General features: G+C 42.3%; 18 protein-coding genes. All 18 read right to left on the bottom strand.

The genetic code is table 11. The annotated features are described in order from the left end of the window. The 18 genes from zapJ to mraY all read right to left on the bottom strand — a co-directional run bounded on the left by zapJ (position 1) and on the right by mraY (position 17,922). The gene (gene zapJ / locus P7J36_RS02965) at positions 1–663 is read right to left on the bottom strand and encodes a divisome accessory protein ZapJ (protein ID WP_044690367.1); all 663 of its coding nucleotides are present in this window, start codon (positions 661–663) and stop codon (positions 1–3) included. Positions 664–741: 78 nt separating this feature from the next. Further along, complete coding sequence (locus P7J36_RS02960) at positions 742–3,834, bottom strand: pilus expression-regulating Snf2 family helicase (RefSeq protein ID WP_408551097.1); 3,093 nt, start codon at positions 3,832–3,834, stop codon at positions 742–744. Positions 3,835–3,972: 138 nt separating this feature from the next. Then, on the bottom strand, positions 3,973–4,281 hold the full coding sequence (locus P7J36_RS02955) for a hypothetical protein (RefSeq protein ID WP_044767374.1): 309 nt from the start codon (positions 4,279–4,281) through the stop codon (positions 3,973–3,975). 1 nt (position 4,282) lies between these two features. Next, positions 4,283–4,621, bottom strand: coding sequence for an MFS transporter (locus P7J36_RS02950; protein WP_408551096.1), 339 nt, complete (start codon positions 4,619–4,621; stop codon positions 4,283–4,285). A gap of 77 nt (positions 4,622–4,698) precedes the next feature. After that, positions 4,699–6,009, bottom strand: coding sequence for a ribosome biogenesis GTPase Der (gene der / locus P7J36_RS02945; protein ID WP_408551095.1), 1,311 nt, complete (start codon positions 6,007–6,009; stop codon positions 4,699–4,701). An 18-nt stretch (positions 6,010–6,027) separates the two neighbouring features. Next, the gene (locus P7J36_RS02940; protein ID WP_408551094.1) at positions 6,028–6,741 is read right to left on the bottom strand and encodes an NADPH-dependent oxidoreductase; all 714 of its coding nucleotides are present in this window, start codon (positions 6,739–6,741) and stop codon (positions 6,028–6,030) included. Further along, positions 6,738–7,637 (bottom strand): primosomal protein DnaI, encoded by a 900-nt coding sequence (gene dnaI, locus P7J36_RS02935; protein WP_044752054.1) that lies wholly within the window; start codon positions 7,635–7,637, stop codon positions 6,738–6,740. Before dnaI ends, P7J36_RS02940 begins: the two co-directional genes overlap by 4 nt. Further along, a complete protein-coding gene (locus P7J36_RS02930) occupies positions 7,637–8,788 on the bottom strand; it encodes a replication initiation and membrane attachment family protein (protein WP_408551093.1) in 1,152 nt (383 codons plus the stop codon). Before P7J36_RS02930 ends, dnaI begins: the two co-directional genes overlap by 1 nt. After that, positions 8,775–9,266 carry a transcriptional regulator NrdR gene (gene nrdR / locus P7J36_RS02925; protein ID WP_408551092.1) on the bottom strand — a complete coding sequence of 164 codons (492 nt, stop codon included), beginning with the start codon at positions 9,264–9,266 and terminating at the stop codon, positions 8,775–8,777. Before nrdR ends, P7J36_RS02930 begins: the two co-directional genes overlap by 14 nt. Positions 9,267–9,337: 71 nt before the next feature. Continuing rightward, complete coding sequence (locus tag P7J36_RS02920) at positions 9,338–10,468, bottom strand: AI-2E family transporter (RefSeq protein WP_002942701.1); 1,131 nt, start codon at positions 10,466–10,468, stop codon at positions 9,338–9,340. Positions 10,469–10,557: 89 nt separating this feature from the next. Next, positions 10,558–11,247 (bottom strand): response regulator transcription factor, encoded by a 690-nt coding sequence (locus P7J36_RS02915; protein ID WP_012027645.1) that lies wholly within the window; start codon positions 11,245–11,247, stop codon positions 10,558–10,560. Positions 11,248–11,328: 81 nt separating this feature from the next. Further along, complete coding sequence (gene gndA, locus P7J36_RS02910) at positions 11,329–12,756, bottom strand: NADP-dependent phosphogluconate dehydrogenase (RefSeq protein ID WP_002942698.1); 1,428 nt, start codon at positions 12,754–12,756, stop codon at positions 11,329–11,331. A gap of 96 nt (positions 12,757–12,852) precedes the next feature. Then, positions 12,853–13,392, bottom strand: a complete 540-nt coding sequence (locus P7J36_RS02905; protein ID WP_408551091.1) for a YceD family protein — start codon at positions 13,390–13,392, stop codon at positions 12,853–12,855. A gap of 9 nt (positions 13,393–13,401) precedes the next feature. Then, positions 13,402–14,319: a thioredoxin-disulfide reductase gene (gene trxB / locus P7J36_RS02900; RefSeq protein ID WP_002942687.1), complete on the bottom strand. Its 918-nt coding sequence runs from the start codon at positions 14,317–14,319 to the stop codon at positions 13,402–13,404. A 13-nt stretch (positions 14,320–14,332) separates the two neighbouring features. Further along, entirely contained in the window at positions 14,333–14,557 is a 225-nt protein-coding gene (locus P7J36_RS02895) for a DUF4059 family protein (protein ID WP_002936682.1), read from the bottom strand. A 17-nt stretch (positions 14,558–14,574) separates the two neighbouring features. Further along, positions 14,575–15,918, bottom strand: a complete 1,344-nt coding sequence (locus P7J36_RS02890) for a DEAD/DEAH box helicase (protein WP_408551090.1) — start codon at positions 15,916–15,918, stop codon at positions 14,575–14,577. A gap of 79 nt (positions 15,919–15,997) precedes the next feature. After that, positions 15,998–16,831: a hypothetical protein gene (locus P7J36_RS02885; RefSeq protein ID WP_408551089.1), complete on the bottom strand. Its 834-nt coding sequence runs from the start codon at positions 16,829–16,831 to the stop codon at positions 15,998–16,000. Positions 16,832–16,923: 92 nt separating this feature from the next. Continuing rightward, the gene (gene mraY / locus P7J36_RS02880) at positions 16,924–17,922 is read right to left on the bottom strand and encodes a phospho-N-acetylmuramoyl-pentapeptide-transferase (protein ID WP_408551088.1); all 999 of its coding nucleotides are present in this window, start codon (positions 17,920–17,922) and stop codon (positions 16,924–16,926) included. Position 17,923: the final 1 nt, after the last annotated feature.

Here is a 17,923-nt window from a genome sequence, read left to right as displayed (position 1 = left end):
TTATCCCTCTTCTATATGTGTCAAATTCAATTCTTGTGCCACTTGGCGATCTCGTTGTTGTCTGCGCTCAGGATAATTGTAAACCTGACTCTTTCTTAAAAAGTCATACGAATTTTTCTTTATAATCTGCTCCTGTTCTCTATCTTCTTTCTTCAAAGAATAGACAGCTGGCATATCAGCGAGAATATAGTCTGTCTGACGTAGGTTGTCCGCCAAACGTGTCAACCGACCTGCCTTAGATTCAGTTGTTGAAACGACAGGAGGTTTCACCACAACTTTAGCTGGTGCTGGTTTTTCATCTCTTAAGTAGGTTGCTGATCGTTTTTTCTTCAAGTCTTCTCTAGCCTGTTCGCGAGCCAACTGCCCCTGTGTTTTCACTGGAGAAGGCTTCGTTTTAGTCAGTTGCTGAAGGCGTTCCTTGCGAGAATAATGGCTTGGCTTAGCTTCAAACAGAGGAGGCAGGAGCTCATCTTCCGTTTGTGCTACTGGTTTTGCCGACGCAACTCGCTGTGAATCGGTAGACCAGCTAAATTCCTTTTCTTGATAAGGTCCCCTGATATTGCTAATCAGGTCGCTCTCATCATATAAACTCATAATTGGATTTTCTCCAACTAGTACCTCATCATCTGCGACTAGTGGAAATCTTTTTTCATGTCTAATCATAAGTCATCCTTTCGAACCCTTATTATACCATACTTAGGCCTTATTTCCTAATTCTACGCTGAGTCAACTGATTCCATATCACTCAATCCCTAAAATCTCACGAATATCCTCAACCGTCAAATTCGCTCGGCTTTCATTGCCATCAAGGACTGTTTTGACAAGGTTCTTTTTATTTTCTTGTAATTCTTGAATCTTCTCTTCGATTGTCCCTCTAGTAATCAGGCGATAGCATTCAACCTTTTCAGTCTGCCCCATGCGGTGAGCCCGACTGATAGCCTGTGCTTCCACGGCAGGATTCCACCAAAGGTCAACTAGGATGACTGTGTCTGCACCTGTCAAATTCAAGCCAACGCCACCTGCTTTCAAGGAAATGAGAAAGGCATCTCGACTTCCTGCATTGAAGGCCTGTGTCATTTCTTGGCGTTGGTTAGCAGGGGTTGAACCAGTCAAAGTATAGGATGTCATCCCAATTTCTTTTAGCTGTTCTTCTATTTTTTCCAGCATATTTCTGAATTGGGAGAATATCAAGACCCTGTGTTCACCTTCTTTTAGCTGCAAGAGTAATTCTTTCAAACTATTAAGTTTGCCACTCTCACCACTAAACTCTTCCATGAAAAGGCTGGGTGTATCGCAGATTTGACGTAAGCGAGTAATTCCTGATAGGATTTCTATCTTGCTACGATTGATTTGAGCATCATCTGCGCCAGCTATTTGAGTCCGCATTTGTTGAAGCTGGGCTAGGTAGATAGCTTTTTGTTCATCTGTTAGTTCATTAAGCACATTGACCTCTATCAAATCAGGCAATTCCTGAAGAACGTCTTCCTTATGACGTCTGAGAACGAAGGGTTGAATGGTCCGCGCAATGTCCTTGGCTGCTAATTTACCGAAGTCTTGTTTGCCTGGCAATAAACCTGGTAAGACAATTTGGAAAATGGACCAGAGTTCCGTCAAATGGTTTTCAATCGGCGTACCTGAGAGGGCAAAGCAATTACCAACCTCAAACTCACGCAGTAGCTGTGCAATCTTAGATTGGGCATTCTTCATGACCTGAGCCTCATCTAAAATGAGGTAGTCAAAGCGTTCCTGTTTATAGAGTGCAACATCCTGTCTGAAGGATGGATAGGAGGTAACTAGGACTTGGTGACCATTGGCAATGATCTCTTCACGCTGGTCCTTGTTTCCATGGACAACAGCCACATCTAAACTTGGAGCAAACCGCTTGCACTCATCTAACCAGTTATAAATCAAGCTAGACGGTGCCAATACTAAAACTTTGGAATCTTTTGTCATCCGACTGGACAGAAAGGCGATAGTTTGCAAGGTCTTTCCAAGCCCCATGTCGTCAGCTAAAATTCCACCAAAACCATACGTATCCAGCATAGTCAACCACTTAAGCCCTGTCTGCTGATAATCCCTAAGCGACGTTGTTACTTCCACAGCAGGAAGCGGGAACAAATCTGGCTGAGCTAGATAGCTTGCCATTTCCTCAAATTCCTTGGAGAAACTGACTTGGTTGAATTGTGACAAGGATTGAGCCAATTGGTAACTGGCAAGAGCATGGACTTGTACCTGCCCCTCCTTACCATGACGGGCCCGCAGATAGATTAAGGTTTGACTGATTTTCTTGGTTTCCTCATCAAAAACAAATACCTTACCGCTCGGGCTAGTATAGTGATCCTCTTGATTCAACAAGGCTGTAATCGCCTGATCGATTTCAGATTGTTCAATACCTGATAAGTCAAACGAAATATCCAAAAGTGAGCCGTTACGCACAATTTCTAATTGAGGTTTGGCTTCAATATATAAAGCCTGGAGCTTTTCTGCTAGATGAACCTGCCCCATTTTTTGTAATATAGGCAATTGTTGTTGGAAAAATGGATAGAGCTCCTGCTGACTAAGAGCTGCTCTCTGGGCATGATATGTCCCCCTAAAGCCAGCTAGACGAATAGCCTGATAGACCCTCTCCAAATGTTGGAAATGGCTGGCAAAAGGCAGGAGAGCCAAATCCTCTTCACTCCTTACCTGACGTCCATCAAAATCCAAAACCAATTGGAGTGATAAACTTTCATTTGCCTCCATCTGAATATGAAATTCTGGCTTGAAATCATGAATGATAAAGCGTTTAGGTGCCTTAACAGTCCCAATTGTCTGCAAATCCAGCAAGCTTAAAGCCAGACGATTTTGGTCAGGGAAATCCACCTGCACTTTTCTCAAACCTGATTCGGTTGGAACAAGTTCTGAAATTTGGTAAATCAGATGTTCTTGATGGCGATTGACACTATAAACCGTGCCATTTACTAAGAGATAGCGCCCATGAAAAAGAGGTCGGACTGTTTTTTCGTGAATAACCATTTCAATCATCTGCGTGTGAACGGTCACCTCAAAATGATAAAGCCCTTCCTCCCCTGTCAACGGAAGAACCATCAAGGAGGAATAGGACTGCTGTTGATAGGAAAAGTTAAAATGTTCTAGCTGATTTAACAGCTCCAACCCCTCCTCAAAATAGGCTTGTGGCAGACGAAAATGTCGTCCAAAATGAGTAAGAATATCCGAATCTATACCAACTTTCTCTGGTACCAAGGCCCAGAGAAAATCCAGGAGAGCCTGACTTGGTTCATCAAAATTTTCATAAGTAACTTGCTCATAATAATTTTTACCTATCTGATAGTGACCGTTGGCTTTCACAATGCGCAAAAAAGCTCCGATGTCCCGCACAATGTACGAACGTGTATCTGGCAAGCGGGTAATTTTCAAGGTCCAATCTATCTGACGATCATAAGGCAATAAGCTCCCTTCAACTGATAACTGATACTTAAGCCCCAGTTCAGGTTCTGGCCGCAAAATTTCATCTAAAAAGAGACCGCCAAAATATGTCCGACGGACGGTTTCCTTATGTTGTTCACCATCTTCTTTCAAAGACTGCTTCATATCCTTGCCTGAGGCATCATTTTTTAAAAAATACTCCGTGGCAGCTAGGTGTTGACAGTAGCCCTTACTTTGAAATAACTGGCAACTACACTGTAAATCGCTATCTGCATCGCCATAAGTAAAGCGCTCACCAGCAATATCCAGCACCATCTTTCCATTCTCACTATGAAGAACAGTCAGTTTTCCAGCCTCGTACAAATCAATTCCTTCTTGGCGAATCCGCCCTGGCATCATGCGACCCATTCTAACTCCTTTATCCTTCAACCAATCATCAGCTCTTCTGTAAAATATATCTAAAATATTATCTTTTCATTATAGCATATTTTCAATTTGAATTGTTTAAATAGGTATCAAAAAACACCAGTTGGTAAACTGGTGTCTCTAATGAATAGCTAAATAATAAATCGTTGCTTGACACATTTTCAAAATTGTTTTTCCGCTTTTCCAAAGCCAAAATAGGGCAAATAGCAGGAAAACAACTGCCACTACTACGTTAATCAAGCCTTTTCCATCCAAGAAAAACTTGAAAAAGAAGACGGTCACACAAGTGAGCAAGGCAAGGAGTAAGACATGAATCAGAACTCCCAACCAACCTAGCCAGTAGCGAATTCCAAAGGGAGGATGTTTCTTTTCATCGAAGTCTGCTAGACCAGTCAAAAACTCAACTAGCAACTCACCAAAAAATTCCATACTAGACTTCCTTTCCGACCTGTCGATAATATTTGGTTCGTCGAATCATCATCTTGATAGCTTTAAAGGAAAGTAAGGTTAGCATACTAGCCACGAATAGACAAAAAAGGAATGTCACGACCAGTGGCAGTTTATACTGATTATTGACCATAATCGAACCGCCTGTATAGGCGATAAAATAGGATACCAAAGTCACAAAATGGAGCCAGATACAAGCTGCTAATCCCAGCCAATACCGAAAGCCAAAAGGTTTATACTGACTATCTTCATAGAAAATAAAATAAAAAGTGGAAATAGAAAGCAGTATAAAGAACAATCGCCAAATCGGAAACGCTACCATAAAATCACCTCCTAGTCCCATTCTAACATATTTGCGAATAGTTGCAAAGAAAAAAGAGGTTGCCCTCTTTTCATTTCTTACTTCCGTTTCCGTGCAATCAAGTGAATCGGTGTACCTTCAAAGACAAAGGCCTTGCGGATTTGATTTTCCAAGAAACGCATATAGGAGAAGTGCATGAGCTCTTCTTCGTTGACAAAAACCACAAAGGTCGGTGGCTTGGTCGCAACCTGAGTCGCATAGAAAATCTTGAGGCGTTTACCTTTATCAGTCGGTGTTGGATTGATAGCAATGGCATCCATGATGACATCGTTAAGAACAGCCGACGGAATACGGGTATTCTGGCTTTCACTAATAGCCTTAATCATCTCAGGCAACTTGTGCAAGCGTTGCTTGGTCAAGGCTGACACAAAGATAATCGGTGCGTATGATAAATACTGGAACTGGTCACGAATATCATCTTCCCACTGCTTCATGGTGTGGTTGTCTTTTTCAAGCGTGTCCCATTTGTTGACCACGATAATCATTCCCTTACCAGCTTCATGGGCAAAACCTGCGATGCGTTTGTCATACTCACGAATGCCTTCTTCTGCATTGATAACCATCAATATGACATCCGAGCGTTCAATGGCACGCATGGCACGCATAACAGAGTATTTCTCGGTATTTTCATAGACCTTACCAGACTTGCGCATCCCTGCAGTATCAATCATGGTAAATTCTTGACCATCTGGGTCTGTAAAGTGCGTATCAATCGCATCACGAGTCGTTCCGGCAACAGGCGACGCAATCACGCGCTCTTCACCCAAAATAGCGTTAATCAAACTGGATTTACCAACGTTTGGACGACCAATCAAGCTGAACTTGATAATATCTGGATTTTCTTCTGCTTCCTGAGCTGGTAGGTTTTCAATGATAGCGTCCAAGACATCCCCTGTTCCGATACCGTGTACAGAAGATACTGGATAAGGATCTCCAAGACCAAGCGAATAGAAATCGTAGATGTCATTACGCATTTCAGGGTTATCGACCTTGTTGACAACCAAAATAACTGGTTTGTTTGTCTTATAAAGGATACGCGATACATACTCGTCAGCATCCGTCACACCTTCTTTGCCTGATACGACAAAGACGATAACGTCCGCTTCATCCATGGCGATCTCAGCCTGATGCTTGATTTGCTCCATGAAAGGTGCATCCACATCATCAATACCGCCTGTATCAATCAAGGAAAACTTACGATTGAGCCACTCACCAGTAGCATAAATACGGTCACGGGTCACACCTTCAACGTCTTCTACGATAGAAATGCGTTCCCCCGCAATACGGTTAAATAAGGTTGATTTACCAACATTGGGACGTCCAACGATGGCGATAGTTGGTAGAGCCATAGCTCCTCCTCTTCTAGTTTACAATAATTTATTTTTTTCTAATACAGCCCTCGTTTCAGGCTGCTCTGGCTGACCAAACTGGGCAACCATACGCTCCGACCAAGTTTCTGTCTGACGGGCACCTGCATAGTCTGTCTGAACTTGGTCGTAGGCTTGGATGACTTCCACGCCTTGCTCCACATATTCTTCCTGGAAGACAATAGCTTCACTTGCCAAACGTGGTTTGACAGGATGGTTTTGGGCTGGTCGACCCAGGGCAATGCAGAAAATTGGATAGGTATAATCTGGCAAGTTGAACAGCTCTGCTATTGCCAAGGCCTTATGGCGAATCATACCGATGAAGACACCACCATAACCCAGGCTTTCAGCTGCTAAAAGGGCATTTTGCCCTGCCAGAGCCGCGTCGACTGAAGAAATCAGGAGATTCTCTGTTCCTTTGGCATCAAAGTCTGAACCATGGAGTTGAGCCGCCTTGCTGGCACGATTATGGTCGCCCACAAAAACCAGAATGGCCTGAGCCTGTAAAATAGCTGGCTGAGGCACCAAATCATAGAGAGCCTGTTTTTTCTCCTCCGACTGCACCACAATGATGGAATAAGACTGGAAATTCTTCCAGCTAGAGGCCGCTCGCCCAGCTGAAAGAATAGCTTGCAGATGTTCCGCCTCAATCGGCTCTTCCGTAAAACGACGGACGGAAGTATGGTTCAGCATCAACTCAATGGTTTCATTCATCTGCGGTTATTTCCTTTCAAATGCAAATCGCGAGCCAGATAGCGAATCCGCTCCATAACCCGTTTGGCCTGCCAGGTCTCATCACCAGACTTGCCAGATGCAAAATGTCGCTCCAAATCATCAAAGGAGAAATTGGACGTAAAGAAGGTCGGTAGATTCTCCTGCATACGGTATTGCAGAATGACCTGCAGGACATCGTCTCGTACCCACGGACTATGTTGCTCCGCTCCGATGTCATCTAGCACCAAGACCTGAGCCATCTTGATTTCATCAATTCGCTCCTTGACAGAACCATCTTTGATAGCATTTTTTATATCGACAACAAAGGTCGGATAGTGGAGCATAGTGGTTGACTGAAGATGAGTTTTGGATAACAAATTGGCTAAATAAGCCATCAAATAACTTTTACCAATACCGAAATTTCCATAGATGTAAAGACCTTTTGGCTTTTCTTCAAACCGCTTGACAAAATCCGCAATGGCTAACATGACTTCCACACGATTTTCATCGCTCTTATCAATATCCGCCACAGTTACATTTTTCAAACTCGCTGGCATATTGATAAGCTGGATACGGTTCTTGATAGCTTCCAAACGGCGGTATTCGACCAATTCTTCTGTCTCCAGATAGGACACATCCGCATAGCCCTCATTCATGACCAAAACTGGTTGATACCCCTTAGCAATATAGGATTCATCCTGTTTGACAAATAGGTCACGCTGACTAATATATTCCAAAAACTTTGAAATGGACAGAGTAATTTCCTGCTGGGTCAATCCTTCTTTTTTGATAAAAGCAGCGACTTCAGGATCACTCACTATCTCCTGATAGAGTTGCTGATAAGATTTTGGACTTGGATTAGTTGCCTGCGACAACCTGTCTTGAACTGATTTCATCAGCTACCTCCTTTGTTTTCCATTTCTTCTAATTCACGATAAAGGGCAGCCAGCTTGGCTTGACCTTCCTGCGTTTGTTCTTGCTGAACCTCTTCCTTACTCCACTCAGGCACATTGGTTTTGGTTTCTGGCTTGGGTCTACTTTGTGGTTGACCAGCTTTCAAATCCCTGAGATAGACAACAGCTGCCTCTGCACTACCAATTCCCTTGTAGGAAAAATCATTGCCCAGCTTCATTGCGTATTTTTCATTCAGATTGGCTGAGTCCACCTTGTTAAAGGTATAGAGAACCAAGACATTGATAACTTCGTCAAGCAGACCCAAATTGGCCAAATCCGTCAAACATTTTCGTTCTGTTGCGGTCACTGCTGCCTTCCGTTGCTCCTTGATAAAGGACAAGAAGGTTAGGCTGGATTTTGATTTCGCTTCACGAACAATGGCTTGTTCTTGGACAGTGAGGTTGGCGCTTTCTGTTGGCAATGACTGACGTGACTGCTGCAAGCGTTTGGTCGAGATCGTCTGTCCAATAGCTGTTGCTTTAGCCTGACGATAGGTTTCCAACCAGGTCCAGCCTGCCTGCTCTGCTATGTAACTAAGCGCAATAATATCCTCAGCTTCATCCTGAAAAAGAAGCTTATCCTTGGCCATCAAGGCCTTGAAGGCAGACCAGTCAAAATCATGTTTCGGTTCAAAAACAACTGGAGCCTGCCCATCCATGGTAAAGACCTGAGAAAATGTTTTTGAGATATTCTGTTCCTGATTGGGTAGGTGAACAAGCAGATTCTCCATGCTTGACTCCCCAATCTTCCTCGCCAACAAGTTCTTATACAAGGGTTTCGCTAGAAAACTTTTTACGGTCAGAGGGGCTTGTAGCGCCAAACCTGTTAATTCTTCTGCACGATAGAGTTCTAGGAGCCCCATGGCAGTCAGAATATCCAGAGCCTTCTCCAAACGATTCATCCCAAAATCCATGTGATTGAGAATGACAGTCCATTTGTAACGTCCTTGCCCTTGATCGGCAAAACTATAAAAGTAATAATAAAGCGCTAATGCATCAAAACCGATAATCGGCTGGTAGCATTGGCTAAGACTGACAATATCAGGTGTAAACGGGCTGATTTTTATATAGGCAAATAAATCATTTGGTTTCATCTTTTTTTCCCGGTTTTACCTTACTTCCTTTGGAAATCATCTGCTTAAGCAAATTTTCTAGCTCTCCAACATCTTTGAAAGAACGATAAACCGATGCAAAACGCACATAGGTGATTTCGTCTAATTCAACCAATTCTTCCATGACCAGATTCCCAATAACATCCGACTCGATTTCACTCTCCCCTTGAGCCCGAACTTTTTGCTCAATCCGATTGACTACTTCATCGATATCATCAGTCGAAACAGGACGTTTTTGAGCAGATCGAATAATCCCATTGAAGATTTTCTCCCGTGAAAACTGCTCTCGCGTTCCGTCTTTTTTGACAACAACAAGGGTCTTCTCTTCAATCCGTTCATAGGTAGTAAAACGCTGACCGCATTGATCACAGGAACGACGACGACGAATGGTATTGCCATCTTCAGCCTGACGACTATCAATGACACTTGATTTCAAACTCTGACATTTTGGACAACGCATACTCTTTCTCCTACATTAACTTTATCACTTCAGTATAGCATAAAATTAACAAAAATAAAAGAAAGCGAGAATTACTCACTTTCTACCAATAATTCATCTTGCTTCTTCAATCGACTGGCAACCCATTCACGAACCAGGCGGTAGACAACCGCAAAAATTGGGGTAAAGAAGACCATACCAAGCAAGCCAAACAAATTTCCACCAATCAAGGCTGCTGCTAGGGTAAAGAGAGTCGGAAGACCAACTGATTGACCAACCACGCGCGGGTAAATCACATTCCCTTCAATCAACTGAAGAATCTGGAAGAGTACGATAGACCAGAGTGCCAAGAGCGGATTTTGTACCGCCACAAAGAGAGCACTAATCAAACACGCTGAAAAGGGACCGATATAAGGTACAAACGATAGGACCCCAGCCAAAATACCAGCCATGCTGGCATAAGGAATTCCTGAGAGCGAATAACTAACAAAGACAAGTGTCCCAATGATACACGCCTCAACAATCTGACTCATCAAGAATCGGTCATAGGTATCAACAATAACTTCTCCAATATAGTTCACTACTCTGACAGCCTTCTCCGGCAAGGTAGCCTGCAAGAACTTTCTCGTCATCGCCTGCAAGTGTTCCTTGCTCCCTAAAATCGCTAGAGTGAAGAAGAAAGCCATTATCAACGTCATAGTGTTCGAAAAAATCCCCGTCACATTGGACACCAAGCCAGATAAAATCGGTGTGACCAAACTTGAAATAAGTGTTAAATTCTTCAACTGATCCAAAAAGCTGGCAATCTGGTCTCCGATTTGTCCCGACAAAAGACCATTTGATTCAAGAAAATTAGTTAGGGCATTTACCGATTTTGGAATGGCTGTGCTACTAACCGAAACCAGTTCTGAAACAGTCGTCACCAATGTAGGAAGAACAATCACCACCAGTCCTGTCACAATTAAAGCAAATCCAATTAATACTCCAACAATTGCCAAAGACCGCTTGGATTTCTTTAAAAAAGAAATTTTTTCAAACTGATCTTCTAATTTTTTCATGGGAACATTGAGAATAAAGGCAAAAATAGCTCCAATAAAAAGCGAATTCATACTACCTAATAATTGTTGAATAGCCCCATAAATACTAGACCAGTTGAGAACAGCTAACAATGTCGCTCCAGATAAGAGTATCAATATGACTTTTTCTTTAAATGATGTATTCATAACTTTTCCATTCTTACTTATTGGCTATTATTTTATCACACGCTTATAGAAAAAGAAAGAGGGAAAGCTTCCCTCCTCTCTACTCTAAATCAATCGCGCATGGCATATCCGACACCACGAACTGTTTTTATATATGAATCTTGATGTGGCAAATCCAGTTTACCACGTAGATAGCGAATATATACATCGACGACATTGGTCTCAGAAGCCGCTTCATATTTCCAAACACGCTCAAGAAGTTGTTCTCGACTAACAGGCTCTGGGCTATTCATTAAGGTCGCCAACAGATCATACTCTCGGCGGGTCAAATTAATCAATTCATCACCTCGAGTCACTGTTCGATTTTGAAAATCAACCTTCAAATCACGATAGGCCGCATGCATGTGAACCTGCTTACAGTTATTGTCAATAAAATCACGACCACGAAAAATCGCAGAGATTTGCTCCACTAAATCACTGATGACAAAGGGCTTCACCACGTAGGAAACAGCATAAGAGAGGACTTCTTCCCCATATTGACTAACTTCTGTCGGCTCAACTACCACAATCATGACCGTGGCTGGTTTTATCGCTAATAGTTCTGTAGCCAATTCCTTGCTGGACATGTCTGAAAGCTGAAAACTCATCAGAATCAAGTCAAAATCCGTTTCATGTGCCAAGGACATAGCCTCTTTCCCTGTCGATGCATAATCAACAAGATAGTCTTTTTTCTGCAATTCCATGGAAACAAAATGCGAGAGATTGCGTTCTTTACCAGCAATCAAAATTTTCTTAGCCATTATCCATCCTTTTCTATTCTTTCAAATGGTGTAGGAATCGTATTATGACTAGAAAGAAGGGCGCTTCCACGCCCATCTTTTCTATTTTGATTCGCTATACCAGTCGTAATGGAAGATTCCTTCTTTATCTTTACGGTTATAAGTGTGAGCACCAAAGTAGTCACGTTGTGCTTGAATCAAGTTCGCTGGCAAGTTTTCAGCACGGTAGCTATCGAAGTAGGTAATAGCTGCTGAGAATGTTGGTACAGGAACTCCTGCTTGAACTGCCAAGGCAACAACATCACGAACTGCCTGTTGATACTTAGCTGTTACATCAAGGAAGTACTCATCCAAGAGCAAGTTTGCCAAATCTTCATCACGTCCGTAGGCATCTGTGATTTTTTGCAAGAAGCGAGCGCGGATGATACAACCTGCACGCCAGATTTTTGCAATTTCACCAAATGGCAAGTTCCAGTTGTTTTCTTTAGATGCTACGCGCAATTGTGCAAAACCTTGTGCATAAGACATGATTTTTGAGAAGTACAATGCTTGACGAATTTTTTCTACCAATTCAGCCTTATCGCCTTCGTATGCAAACGGAGCTGGTTTTGGAAGGACCTTGCTTGCTGCCACACGCTCATCTTTGTAGGTTGAGATATAACGAGCAAATACGGATTCTGTAATCAATGACAATGGCACACCCAAGTCAAGTGATGATTGACTTGTCCATTTACCAGTCCCCTTGTTACCAGCTGCATCCAAAATGTAGTCAACGATTGGTCCATCTTGACCTTGGTCGTCTTTACGTTTCAAAATATCTGCTGTGATTTCAATCAAGTAGCTATCCAATTCGCCTTTGTTCCACTCAGTAAAGATGTCAGCCATTTCATCCACTGACAAACCGAGTAAGTGTTGCATGAGGTCATAAGACTCCGCAATCAATTGCATGTCGCCATACTCGATACCGTTGTGGACCATTTTTACGTAGTGACCAGCTCCATCTGGACCGATATAAGTCACACATGGTGCTCCATCTTCTGGTGCTTTTGCTGAAATTTCTTCCAAGACATCTGCCACCAATTCGTAAGCTTCTTTTTGACCACCAGGCATGATAGATGGACCTTCAAGGGCTCCTTTTTCACCACCAGATACACCTGTACCGATGAAGTTAATACCTGAGTTTGCCAATTCTTTTGAACGACGGATAGTGTCTTCGTAGAAAGTATTACCACCATCGATCAAGATGTCACCTTCATCCAAGTGTGGCAAGAGCGCTTGAATGGTTGCATCGGTACCAGGACCAGCTTGAACCATAAGCATGATGCGACGTGGTTTTTCGATAGATGCCACAAAACTTTCCACATCGTAACTTGGTACCAAGTTTTTACCTGGGTTGCTTGCAACAACATCTTCTGTTTTATCAGCAGAGCGGTTGTAAATGGCTACTGAATAGCCACGTGATTCAACGTTAAGCGCAAGGTTGCGGCCCATAACAGCCATCCCTACAACACCAAAATTTGCTTTAGTCATTTGTTTACTCCTCTAATTTGTATCTCTTTTATTATACACCGAAAGCTTAAAATTGACAAGAATTTTCAGATAATTTAACTATCTTGCCAATCTGAGTTAGTCCTCATCGCCAAATAACCCTTGTAATTGGGCAAAAGGACTATTGGCCTCTTTTTTCTCTTGAGCTTTTTGTTGAAAATCTTCCTCAGTCATTAAAGCCCAAGCTTGACCATATGGTAGTTCCTGTCCAGCTTCTTCTTCAGGTGTCAAGACTTTGATTGGTATAGCCAGTAAAATATTATCTGCTACACTCTCATCAAGGACAATGTGATCATCTTCTACTACCAGTACCATATCTTCATCAATCAGGTCTTGCTCCTTAAGAATAGCTTCATTGGCTACAAAGAGTTCATTGACGTCTTGCTCTTCATGTAACAGGACAGGTTGCAGAGAACGACTGGATGCCAAGGTAATATCATAAGTCATCTGATAGTCCAAGAAAAAGAAACCTGATTCAAAACGGACATTTCCAGTGACTTGGACTGGCGACAAGCCTAGAACTTCACCATTTCGAGCTTGCAATTCTTCCTGTAAATCCAAGGTTTTATCAAAGGAGATTCCATCTGGATTTTTCTGAATATCGTAAATATGAAACATTGTATTCCCCTATTCAGCTAGTTCTGTAATGTAGTTATAGACTTCTTGTCCAGCAACTGCACCATTTCCTACTGCCGTTGCAATCTGACGAAGTTGATTTTGACGAATATCACCGATGGCATAGATGCCTGATTGAGTCGTTTCCATCTTTTCATTAGTGATAACCCAACCAGCTTCGTCTGTAATTCCTAGGTCCGCAACTGTATCAGTCATCGGATCCAGACCGACATAGATAAAGACACCACCGAAATCAAGTTCACTAACTTCTTCAGTTTTCACATTTTTGATAACCACGCTTTGTACACGTAAGTCATCGCCCTTGATTTCTTCGACTACGCTATCCCAGATGAAGTTAATTTTTTCATTAGCAAAGGCGCGGTCCTGGATGACTTTTTGAGCACGAAGTTGATCACGGCGGTGAACAATTGTCACAGACTCCGCAAATTGCGTCAAAAAGAGAGCTTCTTCGACCGCAGAATCTCCACCACCGACAACCAAGAGTTTTTGTCCACGGAAGAAGGCACCGTCACAGACTGCACAATATGAGACACCACGGCTATTGTAAGTATCCTCACCTGGAATACCTAACAAACGGTGTTTTGCCCCCATGGCTAGAACGACTGTCTTTGTCTCCAAAACACCATCCTCAGTGATCACTTTCTTAATTTGTCCTTCTTCTTCAATACGGACTAGGGTGCCAAAAATATGGTCCACACCGAATTTTTCCAAGGGTTCAAACATTTTTTCAGCCAAGGCTGGACCTGAAATATGGTCATAGCCTGGATAGTTTTCAATTTCCGCGGTATTGTTCATCTGACCACCATAAATACCACGTTCCAAAAGAGCTACCTTTAAATTGCTACGCCCTGCATAAAGAGCTGCAGTCATCCCCGCAGGACCCGCACCAATTACAACTGTATCGTACATATACTTTTTCCTTCTACGCTTTAAACATTAATAAGATTCCCACTACTCCAAAGGCTGCAATGGGAATTGTCATCACATTAATCATCAACAAATCAAACAAGAAATCTTGTCGTTCTTGCAAGGTTTTATCCACACCCTTTGTCGCACGCCAGATAAACCAGACCAGACTAGAAGTGATAATCAACAAGGAAGCTATTAGCAATCCTTGTAAATAAAAACTTAGAATGTTTTGTAACATCTTTTTCCTCGATTACTTTAAAAGGTTTGACGCTTGGCTTTACGTTCTGCACGACCCTTTGCACGCGCCTCAACTCGCTTGGTCTTGCGACGTTTTTCATCAACAGCCCATTGAATTTTCTTCTTGTAGCCTGGTTTGACTTTTTTCTTTTTCTTCTTGACCAAGCCAATCATTTCCAAATCTAGTTTTTCACGAGATTTTTCACGGTTAGTACGGCGGTCACGGTCGTAGGTATCGACAAATTCGCCATTTTTCATTTCTTTTGGCAAAAATTTGATATTGAGTTTTTCTAGCTCTCGAATATCTGCATCATCACTTGGCTGATAAAGGGTAATGGCAATACCTGATAAACCATTACGACCTGTGCGTCCCACACGGTGGACAAAGAAGGAAAGATCTTGAGGAATTGCATCATTGATGACATGACTGACGCCCTCAATATCAATCCCACGTGCTGCTAAATCCGTTGCAACAATGTACTGATAGTCCAAGTTCTTCACCTGGTTCATCATCCGCTTGCGCTCACGTGGAGGAATATCCCCATGAATCTTTGCGACACGAAGACCGTTCGCAGTCAAATAGCTATGCAATTCATCTGCACGTGTCTTTGTATTGACAAAAATCATGGCCAAGTAAGGTTGCATGAGCTTGGTTACTTCCAAGATTTGAGCATTACGGTCACGCCCCTTGGTTGAAATCAGCCAGTTTTCAATGGTATCTGAAATGACCGTATGGGTCTTGATTTGTTCCATGACTGGATTGGACAAATATTTTTTCAAAAACGGTTGGAGTTTCTGCGGAATGGTCGCTGAAAAGACCATAAATTGTAAGTCTTTTGGCAGGCTGCCAGCAATCTTATCAACTGTTTCCAAAAAGCCCATGTCCAAGGTCATATCTGCCTCATCCACCACAAAGGTTTTGGCTTTATGGATGGCAAGGTCACCTGATTTGACCAAATCATAGATACGCCCTGGTGTCCCAACAACAATGTGAGGCTGGCTAGCTTGAAGCTTGTCAATTTGACGGTTCTTATCCGTACCGCCAACATAATTGGTCACACGAACTTCGATGTCCGAATGACTAGCCAACTGGCGTGCCGCTTGATAAATCTGAGTAGCCAGTTCACGAGATGGGGCTGTAATAACAGCCTGAACTTGGTCCAATTCCTCATTTAATTTTTGGAAAATCGGGATCAAGAAGGTATGGGTCTTACCCGAACCTGTTTTTGATTCCCCTATCAAGTCTCTCCCTGACAAAACAACAGGAATCAATTTCTCCTGAACTTCTGTCGGCTGGACAAAGTTAATTTCTTTCAAAGCCTCCTGAATATAAGGCTTGAGTTTCATATCTGTAAATTTCATAGTTCCCTCTTTAGTTGTACTGCCCTCTATTATAGCACGATTTAGGTGGACAAGCAAAAAGGACGGATACCCGTCCTAATCAACTCTCGCTTGCTTCAGTAAATTCTGCCTCAATAATTCCAAGTTCCTTCTCTTCTTCCAAACTTGCTTTAAAGGCTTCCGTGAGTTCCAATTCGCCATCAAAATCACCATTTATTTTTTTCACAAATGTGTCTGCCAACATCCCTCCCATGGGCTGGAAGGTAAAATAGGTCAAACCTCCTGAAATCAGACCACCCAAAATAGGGACTGCATTGGCAATGGTCTTTTCAACAGTCTTTTTGGTAATTTTCACACCAATCACTGCGGCTACCTTTTTCACCAAGGGATACCAAGTTGTCTTGGTCAAAGCCTGCATAGCTACTTTTTTACCGATATTAGCTCCGACTGTCTTGGATACTTTATTGAGAAGAACTGCTGAACCACCTGCTCCAAACATGACACCAATGTAGGCAATAATGCGGATTTGAACCTCTTCTGAAATGTCATTCCCTTCACCAACAAATAATTCATCTTCACCAAAAAGATAAGCGATTTGTTGCGACAAATTCAAGGCAAAACCGAAATACTGAGCAATATCCGCAGTCCCCGCTGCTACTGCTGTAAATGGATTGCCCGGCAAACCAGCTGCGAAAGAAATCAAAGATGTTTTCGTAGTCATATCATTAATGATTTTTTCAGCTTCCTTACGCAAAGCTTTTGTAGTGAAGACCACCGTTGGTCCATCCGCAATAATTTTATCTAGATAGGGACTATCTTTAAAACGAGTCTTCAAAAATTCTTCCCGATTGACTTTAACCATAGGAAGTTGACTAGCAGCTGTCATGGTTTGAATAACCACTCCATATAACTGTTCTTGATTGAATTGTTCCATTTTTATCCTCCACCAATTCTCTCTCTATTTTACCCCCCCCCCGACCATATTTGTCAAGGTAAAAAAACAGCATTTCTGCTGTTTCTGAAATTCTATAGATAAAGAATAGCTAGGGTAATCAGGCTCATGACAAGTCCGACTGACCATAGGAAGAAGTCAACCTGCCACTCGCTCCATTTTTCAGCTTTTCCGGTCAAACCTCCGAGCTCTAAATGGTGATGGAAAGGAGTCATACGGAAGATACGACGCCCTTCTCCAAAGCGTTTTTTGGTGTATTTGAAATATGAAACCTGCAACATAACAGATGATGTTTCAATAACATAGACCAGACCTATTAGAAGAAGAGTCCATTCTTGACGGAGGGCAATGGAAATAGTCGCTAGCATGCCACCAAGTGCCAAACTTCCCACATCACCCATGAAAATCTTGGCTGGTTTACGGTTATAGACGAAGAAACCGAGCAAACCACCAATCATGGTTACACAGACCAGAAGAATATCAAATTTCTGCTCATTGTAAGCAATGACTGAGTAAGCTAACAAGCTGATAACAACTGAGATAGAAGCCAAACCATCAATGCCATCAGTCAAATTGACTGCATTAGAAAAACCGACTAACCAGAATAAAACAAATGGTAGATAGAGCACTCCTAGATTGATAATATGCCCAAAAACATTAAGTTCACCACCACCTGAACCTCGTACATGGACAAAGTAGAAAACTAGTCCACCCAAGATTTGCAAGGCTAGCTTTTGTTTGGGATTGAGTCCCTCATTGATTTTACGGAAAATTTTCAAGAAATCATCCAAAAATCCAACTAGTCCATAAAGGGCTAGAATGAAGAGAATGCCTAAGACACCACCAGTGAGCATTTGAAAACTAGCTGCAAAAATAAATGTAACCAGAATAGCAACAACTAAGAAAACTGTCCCTCCCATTGTAGGAGTTCCTGCCTTAAATTGATGTTGTTTCACATCCTCATGCATCTGCTGACCTTCGATGCGTTTGGCTTGATAAAAGGTAATAAAACGAGGTATCAGGATAACCGTTGCTATAAAAGCAACTACTCCCGATAAAATTGTAAATTGCATA

Source organism: Streptococcus suis (assembly GCF_046032115.1).
Lineage (GTDB): Bacteria > Bacillota > Bacilli > Lactobacillales > Streptococcaceae > Streptococcus > Streptococcus suis_AJ.
This window is presented reverse-complemented; position numbering and strand designations above follow the sequence as displayed.